Here is a 17,443-nt window from a genome sequence, read left to right on the forward strand (position 1 = left end):
TCGTCCATTCCGGTAAGCCCTACGATCCAAAATTTGCGATGTAGGGCTTGACGGTCAAGACGGTATCTACAACGGCACCAGCACCTTCAACGCCGCCTCGACCTGCCGCAACCTGTGCGGCAGGTCCCCTTCCAGCAGCACGAAGCGGATGCCGCGCGCGTCCAGTTCCGCCACCAGCATGGCGAACACCTGCTGGCGCACCGCTTCCGATTCGCGCATCAGGCCATCGGCCACCCAGGGCGTATCGGGCGCGGTCACCAGGGTCAGCGCATAGTCATGCGTCGCCGCCAGCAGCGCCAGCTCCGCATTGACCCTGCCCCAGTACACCCGGCTGTAGAGCGCCGTCATCAGCGGCGTCGTGTCGCAGAACAGGAATGCGTTCGCCGCGGCGGCAGCGGCGTCCTCGCGCGCGCGCTGGGTGCGGGCGATGCCATACTGGTCTTCCTCGAAGGGCACGCGATCATGCGTGTCGACGAATTCGCGCAGGTATTCGGGCACCCATAGCGTGTCGTAGCGGCGCGCCAGCGCGCCGCACAGGGTCGACTTGCCGGACGATTCCGCGCCCAGCACGGCGATGCGGCGCACGCTCATGCCAATCCTTTCGGCTGCGCGATATTGCTCCAGGCGCGCAGGCCACGCGCCGCCAGCACCACGAACACCGCATACAGCACCGCCGTCACGTGCAGGTCCTTGACGATGTACAGGCCCACGTACAGCACGTCGACCACGATCCACACGTGCCAGTTCTCGACTTTTTTACGGGCCAGCAGCAGCTGGCCGACCAGGCTGCCGGCGGTCAGGAAGCCATCCATGTGCGGCACGTCGGTATTCGTATAGTTCTGCAGGAACCACGACAGCGCCAGGAAGGCTGCGCCCCAGCCGGCCAGCGCCCAGGCCCAGCCGGCGCGGCCGAGGCGCGTGACGACCAGCCTGGTCTCGCCCGTGCCACGCAGCCACTGCCACCAGCCCCACACGGAGGCGGCGATGAACACCAGCTGCAGGCCGCTGTCGCCATACAGGCGCGCATCGAAGAAGACAACCGCATAGGTGGCGGACGAGGCGATCGAGAACAGCCAGGCCCAGTGGTTCTGGCGGATGTTGAGCATTACCGTGGTGGCCGCCAGGGCAAACGAAACCAGTTCGAGCGGGGTGGTGGCGAAGCCGAATAAGGCGAGTTTGTCGTTCATGCGTGGGAAAATCGCGGCGACGCGAAACAGGGGGAAATGCCGCGTGCCGGAAGGAGACGCAACGGTCGAAGTCAACAGGGGATTATCCGGCCTCGTGGTCGAATGCGCAAGAACAACGCCGGCCGCGATGCTCGCGTGCCCCTGTGCATCGCGCGCCACAGCCAAAAAAATTATTAACACAATTATTTACTTCGTATTAACTTTGAGAAATTGTTTCGATATACTCATAGCGTTCCGGCAACACTTCCTGCATGCCGGAAGGTCTATCGAGGAGTGGTTCCATGTTTGTGCGTTCTGCCGTCCTGTGCGGCCTGTTGTTGTCGAGCCAGCCTGTCTTCTCCGCGCCCAGCGTGCCGCTCTCGGCATTCGTGCATGAGGACCAGTACTCCAAGCCGCGCCTTGCGCCTGACGGCAAGCACATTGCGATCACGGCGCGGGTCGCGCTGAACGACCGCTTCGTGCCGGTCGTGATGGTCTACAAGCTGCCGGAAATGAAGCAGACCGGCGCGATCCGGATGCCGCTGTTCGAAGTGCCGCTGGACTACCAGTGGGTCAGCCCGACGCGCCTGGCGATCGCCAAGGGACGCGAATTCGGTTCGCGCGAAGCGCCGATGGGGACCGGCGAAGTCCTCTCCGCCGAACTCGACGGCAGCAAGTCGCAATACCTGTTCGGCTACAAGATGTTCCTGTCGTCCAGCCGCGGCGACCGCTATGGCGACGACTATGCCTACGGCTATATCGAAGCGGTGTCGCGCAAGCGCGATGGCCACCTGTTCCTGACCAGCCATGCCTGGGAAGGCAACCACAGCCTGCTGTACGACATCGATTCGAACAAGGCGACCCGCCGCCTGATGGCCGACCTGCCGATGCCCGACCTCGAGTTCGTCCTGCAGCAGGACGGCAAGCCGCGTTTCGCCAGCGGCGTCGACGACCAGAGCCACGCCGTGCTGTTCCGCCTCGACGACGCCAGCGGACGCTGGAACAAGCTCCCCGGCGACAAGGTGCGGCGCTACGAGCCGTTCCAGTTCAGCACCGACGGTAAGGATTTCGTGGCCACCTATTCCGCGGACGGCGAGCCGGACAAGCTGGTGCGCGAAAACCTCGAGACCGGCAAGCGTACGGTGCTGTTCGAGGATCCGGTCGGCAGCTTTACGGGCGCGATGTACGGCACCTCGGCCATGCCCTTCGCCGCCCGTTCGACGGTCGGCTTGCCGCGCGTGCGCTATTTCGACGAGAACAATCCCGACAGCGTCCTGCACAAGCAGTTGAGCGCGCAGTTTCCCGGACAGTACCTGCACTTCATCGACGTCACCGACGACAAGAACCTGATCCTGTTCAGCGTCCGCAGCGACCGCGATCCGGGCTCGTACTACCTGTTCGACCGTACGGCCATGAAGGCCGACATGCTGTTCTCGGCGATGGAGTCGATCGATCCGGAGCAGATGGCCGAACGCCGTCCAATCAGCCTCAAGGCGCGCGACGGCCTGGCGCTGCACGGCTTCCTCACCATGCCGGCCCACGCCAAGGATGCCAAGGTGCCGCTGGTGGTGCTGCCGCACGGCGGACCGCACGGGATTTACGACGCCTGGTTCTTCGAGGAAGACGCGCAGTTCCTCGCCAGCCGCGGCTATGCCGTGCTGCAGCTGAACTTCCGCGGTTCCGGCGGCCGCGGCGTCGACTTCCTGGAAGCGGGCTACCGCCAATGGGCCGGCAAGATGATCGACGACCTGGTCGACGCCACGCGCTGGGCGATCGCCCAGGGTGAAGTCGACGGCGCCCGCGTCTGCTCCTACGGCGCGAGCTACGGCGGCTACGCCGCGATGATGCTGGCCGCGCGCGAGCCCGACCTGTACAAGTGCGCAGTCGGCTATGTCGGCGCCTACGACCTGAAACTGCTGGCCAAGCCGAGCAACAACCGCCACGACACGGTACGCGCCAGCTTCTACCGCAAATATGTCGGCGACGACCGCGAGGAACTGACGCGCAATTCGCCGATCGCGCAAGCGGCCCGGATCAAGTCGCCGGTATTGCTGGTCCACGGCGGCAACGACAAGATCACGCCGGTCGAGCACGCCGAATCGATGCGCGCCGCCCTGATCGCCGCCGGCCGTCCGCCGGAATGGTTCCTGGCCCCGAACGAAGGCCACGGCTTCTACGACACGGCCAACCGCACCGCGTTCTACGAAAAGCTCGAAGCCTTCCTCGGCAAGCATATCGGCACGGCGGCAGCGCACTGACCCGCACTGCAACCCTGCCCGGCATCCGCGGCGCCCCACGCCGCGGTTTTTTTTCGCCGGTTGCCCGAAATCGGACAGGATTGTCCGCAGGTTCACCGTCACATGGACGGCGACATTCGCTTCGCGTAGGGTGGACGGGTTCCCCGTCCACGCGGGTTGACAGCGAGATCATCGAGCCCGACAACGGAGCCGCTGACGATCGCCGCGTGGACGGGAGGACCCGTCCACCCTACAAAAAAGCCGCGAGGGATTTCTCCGGCCGCGGCTTGCTCTGACCAATATCCGAATTACTTCTTCGGATACTTGATCGTCATTTCCTTCAACAGGTTGTCGGCATGGTCGACTTCCTTCATCACCCACAGCATGTAGCGGATGTCGACGTGGATCGCGCGCGTGATCGCGGTGTCGAAGTACCAGTCCTTGGTAATCGATTCATAGGTCGAATCGAAGTTCAGGCCGACCAGTTCGCCGCGCTTGTTCATGATGGCCGAACCGGAATTGCCGCCGGTCGTGTCCGCGCTCGACAGGAAGTTGACCGGCACCGTGTTCAGCACCGGATCCTTGAACACGCCATAGCGCTTGGCTTTCACCGCCTCGGTGAGTGCCGCCGGCACCAGGAACGGATCCTTGTCGGTGGCCTTTTCGACGATGCCCTCGACGGTGGTGAACGGACCCTTGACCAGCCCGTCGCGCGGCGCGTAGGGCGAAACGGTGCCGTAGGTCACGCGCAGCGTCGAATTCGCGTCCGGGTAGACCGGTTTGCCCTGCGACTTCTTGTACGCGATCACGGCCGACATGTATTGCGGGATGGTGCGGTCGAGGTTGCCGTCGACTTCCTTGCGGCGCTCTTCCAGGCTATTGGCGACGTCGTTCATGCGCACGGCCAGCATGATGAACGGGTCCTTCGAGGCGCGGAAGGCGTTCACGTCCTGGCCGATCCAGGCCAGGCGCTTGGCGGTATCGGCCAGTTCGGTCGACTGGTACAGGGCAGCCAGGCCGTTCGCATCCGGTACCAGCGCGTCCAGTCCTTGCGGATGCAGCTTCGCACCGATCTTCGCATAGCGGTTCAGGGCCGCGGCGTAGCGTGCCTGGTCGACGCTGGTGACGAACGACTGTTCGAGGCGGGTCAGGCGCGCCTTGATGAACGAGAGGTCGCGTTCCTGGTAGCCGCTGTCGCGCTGGGCGTCCGGCTTCTGGCGTTCCTGCGCCAGGCGGTACAGCAGGCGCGCACTCTTGAGCAGGTCGCTGTGGGTCGCTTCGGCGTAGGCGGCTTCTTCGCGCGAGAGCGCCATGTCGAGTGCGATCACGGCGTCGAGGTCGGCCAGCAGCGTGGGACCGCTACCGTTCTTCCCATACCACGCGCGGAACTCCGCATCCTGCACGTCCTTGATCGCAGCGATGTCCTTGCGCGCGAAGCCGTCGAGCAGGCCCTGGCTCTTTTTCAGCACGTTGTTCAGGCTCTTGGCGACGCTGGCGTAGCGCACGTCCCAGGCCGGGTTGCCCTTGGTGGCCGAAGCAATCACGTCGAGGTCGGCCGTGATGGTGGACACGCGGCCCGGCAGGTCAGTGTCGCGCGCAAAGCGCACTTCCGACGGCAGCTTGTAGCGGCTGGTGCGGCCCGGATAGCCGGCCAGCAGGATCGGATCGCCATTCTTCAGGCCTTCGGCCGAGACGACCAGGAAGTCCTTCGATTTATAGGGCACGTTGTTCGGCGACGGGTCGGCCGGGCGGCCGTCCGGGCCGACGTAGGCGCGCAGGAAGGAATAGTCGCCGGTCTGGCGCGGCCATTCGTAGTTGTCGATGTCGCCGCCGAAGTTGCCGATCTTGTCCGACGGCGCGTACACCAGGCGCACGTCGCGGATCATCAGCTGCCTGATGCGGTAGTACTCGAGGCCGCGGTGGAAGGCCGGCACCGAGCAACGATACGCCTTGTCGCTCTCGCATTCGGCGATCAGGGCCTTGATGCGTCCCGAGATCGCCTCGTTGCGCTGGCGGCCGGTCAGGTCAGGTCCCAGGTCCTTCAGCACGCGCTCCGTGACGTTTTCGACCTTTTCGGTCACGTACACCAGCGAGTTCGGGCCGCCCGGCAGTTCTTCGGCACGGGTCTTTGCCAGGAAGCCGTCGACGATGTAGTTCTTTTCCGGGGTCGCGTTGCGCTGGATGGCGCCATAGGCGCAGTGGTGGTTGGTGACCACCAGGCCATCGGGCGACACGAACGAAGCCGAGCAGCCGCCGAGCGAGACGATCGCGCTCATCGGATGCTTCGACAGGTCGGCCAGCTTCTCGGCCGGCATCGTGATGCCGATGCGTTTCAGTTCGGATTTCAGTTGCGGCAGCTGGTGCGGCTGCCACTGGCCTTCGTCGGCCACGGCATTGGCCGCGGTGCCCAGCAGCAGGACAGGAAGAACGAGCGATTTGAACAAGGTAGACCCCGGTTGAGAAAAATTCAAGCGGGGAGTATAGCCCGGTTGGGGAGCGCCGGAAAACGATTTTTCGGCGTCAATACATGAGTGCGCGTGTTGAAACCGAACCTTGGAGGCGAGCATCCACGGCCAGCCACGCATCGGTCGCGCTCGGGCTAGAATGGCCGTTTCGCCGCCGGATGACACCATGGGACGTATCGCCTCTTCCTTCTCCACCCTGCTGCGCCGCCTGGCGCTGGACCCTTTTACCATCGGCCTGATGGGAATGGTGCTGCTGGCCAGCCTGCTGCCGGCCAGCGGCCAGGCCGCGCTGGTCCTCGGCGACGTCACCACGGTGGCGATCGGCCTGCTGTTCTTCCTGCACGGCGCCAAGCTGTCGCGCGAGGCGCTGGTGGCGGGACTGACCCACTGGCGCTTGCACCTGCTGGTGCTGGCCTGTACCTTCGTCATGTTCCCGCTGATGGGCCTGGCCATCCAGCCGCTGGCGCTGATGGTGCTCACGCCCGAACTGACGATGGGCATCCTGTTCCTGTGCGTGCTGCCCTCCACCGTGCAATCCTCGATCGCGTTCACGGCGCTGGCGCGCGGGAACGTGGCCGCCGCCGTCTGCAGCGCCTCGGCCTCGAATTTCCTCGGCATCTTCCTGACGCCGGTGCTGGTCAGCGCCTTCGTGCTGCAGGGCGCGCAGGGCGCGGGCGGCTCGGGCCTAGCGCAGGTCTGGAAGATCGTCGAGCAGTTGCTGCTCCCCTTTATCGCCGGCCAGTTGCTGCGGCCCTGGATCGGCGCCTTCATCGACCGCCACAAGCCGCTGCTGCGCTATGTCGACCAGGGTTCGATCCTGCTGGTAGTGTACACGGCCTTCAGCGAATCGGTCGCCGAGGGGCTGTGGCAGCACATCTCGGGCGCCACGCTGGCCGCGCTGATCGGTTTGTCCTGCGTGATGCTGGCGATTGCCCTCGGCCTGGCCGCCTGGACCAGCCGCCGCCTCGGCTTTTCGAAGGAAGACGAGATCACGATCGTGTTTTGCGGCTCGAAGAAAAGCCTGGCCAGCGGCGTGCCGATGGCGAAGGTGCTGTTCGCACCGTCGGCGCTGGGGATGATCATCCTGCCGCTGATGCTGTTCCACCAGATCCAGCTGATGGTGTGCGCGGTGCTGGCGCAGCGCTGGGCGCGGCGGGAGGAACGGGCCGAGTCGTGCGCCTTCGAACCCGGTAGTTAGGGCAACATGGGCTTGCACGAACCGACAACTCACAAGGCAAGCACGATGATCCCAACAACCACCACCCGCGTCGTCATCACCGGCGCCTCCAGCGGCATCGGCGCCGCCACCGCGATCGCTTTCGCCAGGACCGGCGCCATGCTGGTGCTCGCCGCGCGCGGCCAGGAAGGACTCGACGACGTCGCGCGCCGGTGCCGCGACGCCGGCGGCAGCGCCGAAGTGCGCGTCGTCGACGTGACCGACGCCGCCGCCGTCGGCGCCCTCGCCACCGAGGCGCAGGAGATCCTCGGCGAGATCGACCTGTGGTTCAGCGACGTCGGCATCGGCGTGGTCGGCAAGTATGACGAGGTCCCGCTGGCCGACCACCGGCGCGTGATCGAGGCCAACCTGCTGGGCCACATGCATGACGCCCACGCGGTGCTGCCGGTGTTCCTGCGCCAGGGTCACGGCATCTGGGTGAACATGATTTCCTTTGGCGGCTTCGTCGCCTCGCCCTATTCCGCGGCCTATGCGGCCAGCAAGTTCGGCCTGCGCGGCTTCAGCGAAGCCTTGCGTGCAGAACTGCAGGCGCATCCGGACATTCACGTCTGCGACGTCTATCCGACCTTTGTCGACACGCCCGGCTTCCGGCACGCGGCGAATTACACGGGCGCGAAACTGTCCTACCCGCCCGGCACGCTGGCGCCCGAAAAAGTGGCCGATGCCGTCGTCGCCCTGGCCCGGCAGCCGCGCGACACCACCGTGGTCGGCGCGCCGGCGGCGCTGATGAAGATCAGCGAACTGGCCGCGCCCCTGCCCGCGCTGCTGCTGGGCCGCTTCATGGACAGCTGGTCGAAACGGGCCGACCGGACCGGCAACACCGCCGGCGCACTGTACGCACCACAGGACGGCGTCAGCGGCATCCACAGCGGCCAACTGAAGACGCAGCCGCAGTCCAACACTGCGCTGACAGTTGGCGCCGGCCTGGCGCTCGGCGTGCTCGGCTGGCAGTTGCTGCGGCGGCGTGAGCGGTCTCGCTGAAGCGTCAAGGAGGTGTCGATTGCGGCGGATGCGCGGATGTCACTGCTGACTGAGCGCCCGTGGAGACGGGCGCGGAGGGATCGATACGCGTCCCCAGCCGATGTGCACACACCGGCTGGAGCAAAACCTTATTTACCCTGGCGACGCTTGCGCGAAGCGTACAGCATGCCCAGGCCGCTGAGCAGCATGGCGGCGGTTGCCGGTTCAGGCACGTCGGTTGGATCAGGGTCAGGACCCGGGCCAGGACCGGCGTCGAGGTTGGTTATGGTCAGCGTGTAGGTACCAGTACCGCCGAATTCGGTCATGCCGAAGGTGCCGAGACGGAAGGTCGGGGACTCTTCGCTACCGGTGTACAGCTGGGCGCCGTCAGTCACCAGCAGATAGGTATCGCTATAGAAATCAAGGATTTCCATGCCGCCGCCAATGTCGGCGTTGTAGAAAGTCAGGTCGACGACGTCAAACAGCGAACCTGGGAAATTACCCTCGACATCCCACAGGATAAAGCCTTCACCTTCGCCGGCAGCATCCGGCGAGACGGTGGAGTTGAGCTGCCAGCTGGCGGTGTAATCGCCGGTGAGGTTGAACTGGTACAGAGCAGCATTGGCTACGCCTGCCGAAAACAGCAAGGCAATGGCGGCGGCACTTTTCAAACTTTTCATCAGTTTCATCGAGTCGTTCCTGTCCAAGGGTTGGTCGCTAACCTGACCGTTTATGAAAATGTCGGGTGCGGTGCGGGTACTGCTCCGACTGCGCCCGATATGGTTACAACGCTTACAGGACGATTAGTTAGCATAAACTGTGCCTGGAAGAAATTTCCCCTTAAAAACAATTACTTGATGAACATTAATTAAATATAAATTCAATAATCGTAAGATTTTTCGACAACATTCGTTGCCGTAAATGTATTTACGCCCGCTATGGATAATGTCAGCGCCCAGGAGGATTGGCCTCCGGGGAAAGACCAGTCTGGTCACCGATCATTCGTGTCGAGAATGATGCCCCGGCCTGCAAGGTGGGCTGTTTTGAACACGTGCGCACGCTGCACGGATGCCGCGCACCTTGAAACATCGCGACAGATCTCTTGCTGGTTGAACGCGTGGGCGGCGCACACGCCGCTGGTCCGCAAACTGAACAGGTATAGCCGCCCACCCTACGAGTGTGTGAAAAAAACGCCATGGCGGCGTTGCATCGTCTCGCCGTACCCTCGTACTGTCTTCGACAATGCGCCTTGCCCTGACGATTTTTTCACAAACTCTACAGGTCCGAGCCTGCTTTCCTGGGAAAATCTGGCTTAACAGGCATCCTGCGCAGGGGCAGGATGCGACGCCTCGGGCTGGCCGGCCGATGCAGGCGGCGTCTCCACGATGAGCACCGTGCGCGACACGGCCTGCGTGGCTTTCTGCTGCACCACCTGGACGGCGACCGCGCGGCCGTCGATGATGGGTTTCGGATGGCGGAAGAAGAACATGGCGGGCCTGGTTTTAGTAATTGAACAACGGAGATGGGGACCAGGCCCGCTACTTCAAGGCGCGGCCCCCGCCTGCCAGCCGCCGCCGAGCGACTGGATCAGCGCGACGGCGACCGTCTGGCGGTCGCTCTGCACCTGCACCAAGTTGCGGCGCGCATTCAGTGCAGTCACCTGCGCCTGCACCACTTCGGTGTAGCCCACCTGCCCGGCCCGATAGCGGTTCATGATCTGCTGCTCGACCAGGTCGGCCGCTTCCGAGGCCTGGCGCCGCAACTCCTGCTGCTGGGCCAGTACGCGGGTCGCGCTGAGCTGGTCCTCGACGTCGGCAAAGGCGTTCAACACCGTCTGGCGGTATCGCGCGACCGCCGCCTGCTGGCGCGCTTCGGCACCCGCGACGCTGGCGCGGATGGCGCCGGCGTTGAAGATCGACTGCGCCGCCGACAGGCCGAACGACCAGGCCGCGTTCGAGGCCGAGAACAGGTCGCCCACGCGGCTGCCGCCGGAACCCAGGGAGCCGGACAAGCCGATGTTCGGGAAGTAGGCCGCACGCGCGATGCCGATCTCGGCGTTGGCCGCGGCGACGTCGCGCTCGGCGGCGGCGATGTCGGGGCGGCGCTGCAGCAGCGTCGCTGGCACGCCGACCGGCACCTCGGGCACCGTCACCCGCCATTCGGGACTGGCGGCCAGCGTGAATTCGCTCGGCGCCTTGCCGACCAGGATCGCGATCGCATGTTCGAACTGGGCGCGCTGGCGCGCCAGCGTCAAGGCGTCGCTGCGCGCGCTGGCGAGCTGGGTCTGCGCCTGCAGCACGTCGGTACGGGCGGCGATGCCGACGTTGAAGCGGTTCTGCGTGATCTGCAGCTCGCGCTCGTAGCCGGCGATCGTGCGGCTCAATAGCGCGCTCTGGGCGTCGAGCGCGCGGATCGTGAAATAGTTCGATGCCAGTTCGCCCTGGCTAGACAGGCGTGCGCTGGCCAGGTCGGCGGCGCTCGCCTCCAGCCCGGCCTGGGCGCTGGCGACGCCCGCGCGCAGGCGGCCCCAGACGTCCGGCTCCCAGCTGCCGCCCAGGTTCAGGCGATAGCTGTTGTCTGCGCCTTGCGAACGCACGCCCGAACGGTCGCCCGACAGGTTAAGCGAGACCGTCGGGAACAGCGCCGCGCGCTGCTGGGCGACGGCGGCGCGCGCCTGCGCATAGTTGGCGCTTGCTGCGGCCACGTTCTGGTTCGAGACTTCCACGCCGGCGACGAGTTCGTCGAGCAGCGGGTCGCCGAACAGCTGCCACCAGGGCCCGCGCTCGAGCGCGTCGGCGGGCGCGGCCGGCACCCAGCCGTCGAGCTCCTTGAAGGCGGCCGACGGCGGCGCCTCGGGACGCACGTAGGCGGGGCCGACGGCGCAGCCGGCCAAACTCAATGCGAGTGCCAGCAGGGTCAGTCGGAACGGGGTGGATGTCTGCATACAGGATCTCATTTCGAAATGGAAGGAACCGCCTCGTCCTCGATCGGACGGCGCGCCAGTTCGTGTTCGTCGGGCTTGTGGCTGCGCAGCTTGTCGAGCAGGACGTAGACCACCGGCGTGGTGAGCAGCGTGAGCAGCTGGCTGGCGATCAGGCCGCCGATGATGGCGATGCCCAGCGGCCGGCGCAATTCCGAGCCTTCGCCGAAGCCGATCGCCAGCGGCAGCGCGCCCAGCGCCGCGGCCAGCGTCGTCATCAGGATCGGGCGGAAGCGCAGCAGGCAGGCTTCGCGCACCGCCTCCAGCGCCGAGACGCCTTTGCCGCGTTCGAGGTCGAGCGCGAAGTCGATGATCAGGATCGCGTTCTTCTTGACGATGCCGATCAGGAGGAACACGCCAATGAGCGCGATGATCGAGAACTCCATGTTGAACATCAGGAGCGCCAGCACGGCGCCGACGCCGGCCGACGGCAAGGTGGAGAGCACCGTGATCGGGTGGATCAGGCTTTCGTACAGGATGCCGAGCACCAGGTAGATGACGACGATCGCCGCCAGGATCAGCAATGGCTGCTCCTTGTTCGATTCCTCGGCCGCGCGCGCCGTGCCCTGGAAGCTGCCGCGCACGTTGGACGGCATGGCGATGTCGGCTTCCGCCTGCTTCACGGCCGCCTTGCCGTCGTCCAGGTTGGCGCCCTCGGCCAGGTTGAACGACACCGTGGTCGCCAGTTCGCCGTCCTGGTGGTTGACCGAGGTCGGGGTCGAACTTTCGGCGAAGCTGGCGATCGCGGACAAAGGCACCATGGTGGTGACGCTGTTTGATAAGGCCGAGCCGCTGGAAGCGTCGCGCGTGGCCGTCAGGTTCGAGGCCGGCGCAGGCGTGCCGGCCGCTGTGGTGGTACCGCTGGCGGCGCCGCCGGTGGTGCTGGCGGCAACGGGCGTAGACGACGCCGGCGCCGTGCCGCTCGTCGGCTTCGCCGGCACGTACACGTCCTTCAGCGCTTCGGGCGACTGCGCATATTTCTGCGCCACGCCCATGATCACGCTGTACTGGTTCAGCTCATCGTAGATCTTCGACACCTGGCGCTGTCCAAAATTGTTGTACAGCGCATTGTCGACGTCGCGCGTGTTGATGCCCAGGCGCGCGGCGCTGTCCTTGTCGATGGTGACGAACATCTCGACGCCGTTCTCGGCCTGGTCGGTATCGACGTCGACCAGCTGCGGCTGGCGCTTCATGGCGTCGGCCAGTTTGCCGGCCCAGGCTTTCAGATCTTCGGCGTTGTCGCTTTTCAGCGTGTACTGGTAGGTCGAATTGCTGGAGCGCCCACCCATCCGCAAATCCTGCACCGGGTTGAGGAACAGCGAGACCCCGGTCACGCGCGCCAGTTGCGGACGCAGGCGCGCGATCACGGCCTGGCCTTTATCCGTGCGTTCGGAGGCGGGTTTGAGGTCGATGAACATGAAGCCGCCACCGGCCCGGCCGCCGCCGGTGAAGCCGACCACGGTATTCACGGCCGGATCGCGCTTGATGATGTTGACCAGCTGCTTCATCTTGGCCTGCATCGCCTGGAACGAGATGCTCTGGTCGGCGCGGATGCCGCCGCTGATCTGGCCCGTGTCCTGCTGCGGGAAGAAGCCTTTCGGCGCCGCCGAGAACAGGTAGACGTTCAGTCCCACCACGAACACCAGGATCACCATCACCAGCGCCATGCTGCCCAGCGCCCAGTCGAGCGAACGCTCGTACACGCGCAGCAGGCGATTGAAGCCGGCCTCGGACCAGCGCGCAAGGCGCCCCGGCGGGCGTTCGATCGTGTGCCCCTTTTTCAGCAGCCAGGCGCACATCATCGGCGTGGTGGTCAGCGAGATCACCAGCGAAATCATGACGGCGGCGGACAGCGTTACCGCGAACTCGCGGAACAGGCGTCCCACCTGCCCGCCCATGAACAGCAGCGGAATGAACACCGCCACCAGCGACAGGCTGATCGAGAGTACGGTGAAGCCGACTTCGCGTGCGCCGACCAGCGCCGCCTGCATGCGGTCCATGCCGGCTTCGATATGGCGCGCCGTGTTTTCCAGCACGACGATGGCGTCGTCGACGACGAAGCCGGTGGCGACCGTGAGCGCCATCAGCGACAGGTTGTTCAGGCTGAAGCCCAGCAGGTACATGACGCCGAAGGTGCCGAGCAGCGAAACCACCGTCGCCACCGCCGGAATGATGGTGGCGCGCACGCTGCGCAGGAACACGCTCACCACCAGCACCACCAGCAGGATCGAGAGCATCAGCGTGAATTCGATTTCGTGCAGCGAGGAGCGGATCGAATTGGTGCGGTCCGACGCCACCTGCAGCTTGACGTCACCGGGTAGCTGCGCCTGCAGCGCCGGCAGCAGCGCGCGCACGCCGTCCACCGTTTCGATCACGTTGGCCGAGGGCTGGCGCGTGATCAGCACGATCACGGCCGGTTCGCCATTGAACAGGCCCAGCGTATTGATGTTTTCCGGGCCGTCGATGACTTGCGCCACGTCCTGCAGGCGGATCGCGGCGCCGCCGCGCCAGGCCACGACCAGGTCGCGGTAGTCGGCGGCGGTACGGCCATTGGTGGGCGTGTCGGCCTGCGAATAGATCTGCAGGCGGTTGCCGTTCGCTTCCAGCGCGCCTTTCGGGCGGTTCGGGTTGCTCGACTGGATGGCGGCGCGCACGTCTTCGGCCGAGACGCCGTAGCGGTTCAGCGCATACGGCAGCAGTTCCACGCGCACCGCCGGCAGCGAACCGCCGCCGATCTCGACCTCGCCCACGCCGGGCACCTGGGCCACGCGCTGCTGGACGATGTTCGAGACGGCGTCGTAGATCTGGCCGGGGCTGCGCGTCTGCGAGGTGAGCGCAAGAATGATAACCGGCTGGTCGGACGGGTTGGCCTTGCGGTAGGTCGGGTTGCTGCGCAGGGTGGATGGCAGGTCGGCACGCGCGGCATTGATCGCGGCCTGCACTTCGCGCGCGGCCGAGTCGATCTTGCGGTTCAGGTCGAACTGCAGGCTGACGCGGGTCGAGCCATTGCCCGAGTTCGAGGTCATTTCGTTGACGCCGGCGATCACGCCGAGCCGCCGCTCCAGCGGCGTGGCGACGCTGCTGGCCATGGTCTCCGGGCTGGCGCCCGGCAGCGAGGCCGACACCGAAATGGTCGGATAGTCGACCTGCGGCAGCGGCGACACCGGCAGCACGAAAAAGGCGCCGATGCCGGCCAGCGCCAGCCCGAGCGTCAAGAGGACGGTCGCGATCGGGCGCTGGACGAAGGGCTTCGACAGGTTCATGCGCCGACCTCACGCGGCTTTGCCGGCGCCTTGCCGCTCCAGCGCCGCGAAACCCGGTCGAACGCCAGATAGATCACCGGCGTCGTGAACAGCGTCAGCAGCTGCGACAGGATCAGGCCGCCGAAAATCGCCAGGCCCAGTGGACGGCGCAGCTCCGCGCCCTCGCCCCAGCCGAACATCAGCGGAATCGCCGCGAACAGCGCCGCCAGCGTCGTCATCAGGATCGGACGGAAGCGCAGCAGCGCGGCCTGGCGGATGGCGTCCAGCGGCGACATGCCCTGGTCGCGCTCGGCCTCGATCGCGAAGTCGATCATCATGATCGCATTCTTCTTGACGATGCCGATCAGGAGGATGATGCCGATGATGCCGATCACGCCCAGCCCTTGCCCCGTGACCCACAGCGCCAGCAATGCGCCGACGCCGGCCGAGGGCAGCGTCGACAGGATGGTGAGCGGGTGGATGTAGCTCTCGTACAGCACGCCGAGCACGATGTAGACGCAGACCACGGCGGCCAGGATCAGCCACAGCTGGTTCGACAGCGAGTTCTCGTAGGCGCCGGAAGCGCCGAGGAAGCTCAGGGTGACCGCGGCCGGCAGCTTGATGTCGGCGGCGGCGGCGCGGATCGCGTCGACCGCCTGGCCGAGCGAAGCGCCGTTGGCGGTGTCGAAACCGATGGTCGTGGCCGGATATTGCGCCACGTGGGTCACCTGCAGCGGCGCCTGCTCTTCACGGATGGTCGCCACCGCGGACAGCGGCGTCGGTTCGCCCGAGCTGGTGCGCAGTTGCAGGCGGCCCAGTGCCTGCAGCGACATCGCTTCGTCCTGTTGCGCTTCGAGGATCACGCGGTACTGGTTGGTCTCGGTGAAGATGGTCGAGACGATGCGCTGGCCGAATGCGCTGTAGAGCGCGTCGTCGATGCTGGACGCCGTGATCCCGAGGCGCGAGGCGGTGTCGCGGTCGATGTGGACCACGGCGGCGGCGCCGACCGCGCCGGCGTCCGTCGTGACGTTCCTCAGCTGTTTTTGCTCGGCCATGCGCGCCACCAGCTTGCGCGCCCATTCGATCACGGTGGCGTTATCCGCCCCTTCGAGCGAGACGCGGTACTGGGTCGGGCCGCTTTCGGCGTCGATGGTCAGGTCCTGGGTCGGCTGCAAATACAGCGTCAGGCCGGCGACGTCCGCCACGCGGCGCTTCAGGCGCGTCATGATCTCGTCGGGGTCGCCGTCGCGATCGCGCTTCAGGTTGATCAGCATGGTGCCGGTGTGGAGCATGGTGTTGTTGGCGGCATCGACGCCGACGTTCGAGGCCAGCGACTCGACCGCCGGATCCTGCAGGATGGCCTTGGCCGCCGCCTGCTGCATCTCGGCCATGCGTTCGTACGAGATGGCCTGGCGCGCTTCGACGCGTGCCTGCAGCTGGCCGGTGTCCTGGGTCGGGAACAGGCCTTTCGGGATCACCACCCACAGCAGGGCCGTCAGCCCCAGCGTGGCCAGGGCGACGATCAGGGTCAGGCCCTGGCGCGCCAGCACCCAGTCGAGGCCGCGGTCGTACTTGTGGATCACGCGATCGAAAAAGGCCTGGGTCTTGTTGGCCCACTTGCCCGGCTTTTCCTCTTCGTGGCTGCGCAGCCAGCGCGCCGACATCATCGGCACCAGCGTCAGCGAAACGACGCCGGAAATCAGGATCGTAATTGCCAGCGTGACCGCGAATTCGCGGAACAGGCGCCCGACCACGTCGCCCATGAACAGCAACGGGATCAGCACGGCAATCAGCGACACCGTCAGCGAGATGATGGTGAACCCGATCTGCGCCGCGCCCTTGATCGCGGCGGCCATCGGCTTCTCGCCTTCTTCGATATAGCGCGCGATGTTCTCGATCATGACGATCGCATCGTCGACGACGAAGCCGGTGGCGATCGTCAGCGCCATCAGCGACAGGTTGTTCAGGCTGTAGCCGAGCAGGTACATGACGCCGAAGGTGCCGATCAGCGAGATCGGTACGGCCAGGCTGGCGATCACGGTGGCGCGGATGCTGTGCAGGAAGGCGAAGATCACCAGCACCACCAGCACCACGGCCAGCAGCAGTTCGATCTGCACGTGCTCGACCGAGGCGCGGATGCCGGTGGTGCGGTCGGACAGCACGTCCAGGCGCAGCGATGCCGGCAGGCCGGCCTGCAGTTCGGGCAGGCGCTCTTTAATCGCGTCGACGGTGGCGATGACGTTCGCGCCCGGCTGGCGCTGCACGTTGAGGATGATCGCCGGTTTCAGGTTGGCCCAGGCGCCCAGGCGCACGTTCTCGGCGCTGTCGACCACCTGCGCCACGTTCCCGAGGCGCACGGGGGCGCCATTGCGATAGGCGACGATCAGGTTCTTATAATCCTCGACAGTGACCAGCTGGTCGTTGGCGTTGATGGCGTAGGCGCGGGTCGGGCCGTCGAAACTGCCCTTGGCGCTGTTGGCATTCGCCGCAGTGATCGCGGTGCGCAGCGAGTCCAGGCCCATGCCGTACGAGGCCAGCGCCTCGGTATCGGCCTGGATGCGCACCGCCGGACGCTGGCCGCCCGAGAGCGTGACCTGGCCCACGCCCGAAACCTGGCTGATTTTCAGCGCCAGGCGCGTGTTGACCAGGTTCTGGATTTCGGTCAGGGGCACCGTGTCGGAGGTAATGGCCAGCGTCAGCACCGGCGCATCGGCCGGGTTGACCTTGGCGTACACCGGCGGCGCCGGCAAGTCGGCCGGCAGCAGCGAGCCGCCGGCATTGATCGCGGCCTGCACTTCCTGCTCGGCCACGTCGAGCGTCTGGCCGAGGCCGAACTGCAGGGTGACGATCGAGACGCCGGCGGCGCTGGTCGAACTCATGCGCGAGAGGCCCGACATCTGGCCAAACTGGCGCTCCATCGGCGCCGTGACCGTGCGCGCCATGACTTCCGGGCTGGCGCCGGGGTACAGGGTCTGCACCTGGATGGTCGGGAAGTCGACCTGCGGCAGGGCGGACAGCGGCAGGAACTTGTAGCCGACCAGGCCGGCCAATACGATGGCCAGCATCAGCAGGGCCGTGGCGACTGGGCGGCGAATAAACGGGCCTGATGGGCTCATGATTTCACCTCACCATGTGAGACAGACCCGTAGGGTGGGC

Annotated in this window: 11 protein-coding genes; 3 read left to right on the forward strand and 8 right to left on the reverse strand. The window is 65.8% G+C overall.

Annotation, left to right across the window (positions count from 1 at the left end):
- Nucleotides 1-66: 66 nt before the first annotated feature.
- Together IFT60_RS20895 and pnuC are read right to left on the reverse strand one after the other, a co-directional pair.
- Nucleotides 67-591, reverse strand: a complete 525-nt coding sequence (locus IFT60_RS20895) for an ATP/GTP-binding protein (RefSeq protein ID WP_192055279.1) — start codon at nt 589-591, stop codon at nt 67-69.
- Nucleotides 588-1,187 (reverse strand): nicotinamide riboside transporter PnuC, encoded by a 600-nt coding sequence (gene pnuC / locus IFT60_RS20900; protein WP_192055282.1) that lies wholly within the window; start codon nt 1,185-1,187, stop codon nt 588-590. Before pnuC ends, IFT60_RS20895 begins: the two co-directional genes overlap by 4 nt.
- A gap of 281 nt (nt 1,188-1,468) precedes the next feature.
- On the opposite strand from pnuC, the gene IFT60_RS20905 reads away from it, so the two are divergent.
- Complete coding sequence (locus IFT60_RS20905) at nt 1,469-3,424, forward strand: alpha/beta hydrolase family protein (protein ID WP_192055284.1); 1,956 nt, start codon at nt 1,469-1,471, stop codon at nt 3,422-3,424.
- 287 nt (nt 3,425-3,711) lie between these two features.
- Here the strand turns inward: IFT60_RS20905 and IFT60_RS20910 are convergent, their stop codons facing one another.
- Entirely contained in the window at nt 3,712-5,847 is a 2,136-nt protein-coding gene (locus IFT60_RS20910; protein ID WP_229511053.1) for a S46 family peptidase, read from the reverse strand.
- Between the two features lie 187 nt (nt 5,848-6,034).
- On the opposite strand from IFT60_RS20910, the gene IFT60_RS20915 reads away from it, so the two are divergent.
- On the forward strand, nt 6,035-7,066 hold the full coding sequence (locus IFT60_RS20915; protein ID WP_192055286.1) for a bile acid:sodium symporter family protein: 1,032 nt from the start codon (nt 6,035-6,037) through the stop codon (nt 7,064-7,066).
- Between the two features lie 45 nt (nt 7,067-7,111).
- Entirely contained in the window at nt 7,112-8,086 is a 975-nt protein-coding gene (locus IFT60_RS20920) for an SDR family oxidoreductase (RefSeq protein ID WP_192055289.1), read from the forward strand.
- Between the two features lie 128 nt (nt 8,087-8,214).
- Here the strand turns inward: IFT60_RS20920 and IFT60_RS20925 are convergent, their stop codons facing one another.
- From IFT60_RS20925 to IFT60_RS20945, 5 genes are all read right to left on the reverse strand, one after another.
- The gene (locus tag IFT60_RS20925; RefSeq protein ID WP_192055291.1) at nt 8,215-8,754 is read right to left on the reverse strand and encodes a PEP-CTERM sorting domain-containing protein; all 540 of its coding nucleotides are present in this window, start codon (nt 8,752-8,754) and stop codon (nt 8,215-8,217) included.
- Between the two features lie 623 nt (nt 8,755-9,377).
- Entirely contained in the window at nt 9,378-9,554 is a 177-nt protein-coding gene (locus IFT60_RS20930) for a hypothetical protein (protein ID WP_192055441.1), read from the reverse strand.
- Between the two features lie 54 nt (nt 9,555-9,608).
- Nucleotides 9,609-11,009 (reverse strand): efflux transporter outer membrane subunit, encoded by a 1,401-nt coding sequence (locus IFT60_RS20935; RefSeq protein WP_192055293.1) that lies wholly within the window; start codon nt 11,007-11,009, stop codon nt 9,609-9,611.
- Between the two features lie 8 nt (nt 11,010-11,017).
- Nucleotides 11,018-14,308 (reverse strand): efflux RND transporter permease subunit, encoded by a 3,291-nt coding sequence (locus IFT60_RS20940; protein WP_192055295.1) that lies wholly within the window; start codon nt 14,306-14,308, stop codon nt 11,018-11,020.
- Entirely contained in the window at nt 14,305-17,403 is a 3,099-nt protein-coding gene (locus IFT60_RS20945; RefSeq protein WP_192055297.1) for a multidrug efflux RND transporter permease subunit, read from the reverse strand. Before IFT60_RS20945 ends, IFT60_RS20940 begins: the two co-directional genes overlap by 4 nt.
- Between the last annotated feature and the right edge of the window lie 40 nt (nt 17,404-17,443).

This window comes from Massilia sp. CFBP 13721, assembly GCF_014842025.1.
Lineage (GTDB): Bacteria > Pseudomonadota > Gammaproteobacteria > Burkholderiales > Burkholderiaceae_D > Telluria.

Coding starts and splice junctions, on each gene's coding strand:
- IFT60_RS20895 (WP_192055279.1), bottom strand. CDS start 591: ATGAGCGTGCGCCGCATCGCCGTGCTGGGCGCGGAATCGTCCGGCAAG.
- pnuC (WP_192055282.1), bottom strand. CDS start 1,187: ATGAACGACAAACTCGCCTTATTCGGCTTCGCCACCACCCCGCTCGAA.
- IFT60_RS20905 (WP_192055284.1), top strand. CDS start 1,469: ATGTTTGTGCGTTCTGCCGTCCTGTGCGGCCTGTTGTTGTCGAGCCAG.
- IFT60_RS20915 (WP_192055286.1), top strand. CDS start 6,035: ATGGGACGTATCGCCTCTTCCTTCTCCACCCTGCTGCGCCGCCTGGCG.
- IFT60_RS20920 (WP_192055289.1), top strand. CDS start 7,112: ATGATCCCAACAACCACCACCCGCGTCGTCATCACCGGCGCCTCCAGC.
- IFT60_RS20925 (WP_192055291.1), bottom strand. CDS start 8,754: ATGAAACTGATGAAAAGTTTGAAAAGTGCCGCCGCCATTGCCTTGCTG.
- IFT60_RS20930 (WP_192055441.1), bottom strand. CDS start 9,554: ATGTTCTTCTTCCGCCATCCGAAACCCATCATCGACGGCCGCGCGGTC.
- IFT60_RS20935 (WP_192055293.1), bottom strand. CDS start 11,009: ATGCAGACATCCACCCCGTTCCGACTGACCCTGCTGGCACTCGCATTG.
- IFT60_RS20940 (WP_192055295.1), bottom strand. CDS start 14,308: ATGAACCTGTCGAAGCCCTTCGTCCAGCGCCCGATCGCGACCGTCCTC.
- IFT60_RS20945 (WP_192055297.1), bottom strand. CDS start 17,403: ATGAGCCCATCAGGCCCGTTTATTCGCCGCCCAGTCGCCACGGCCCTG.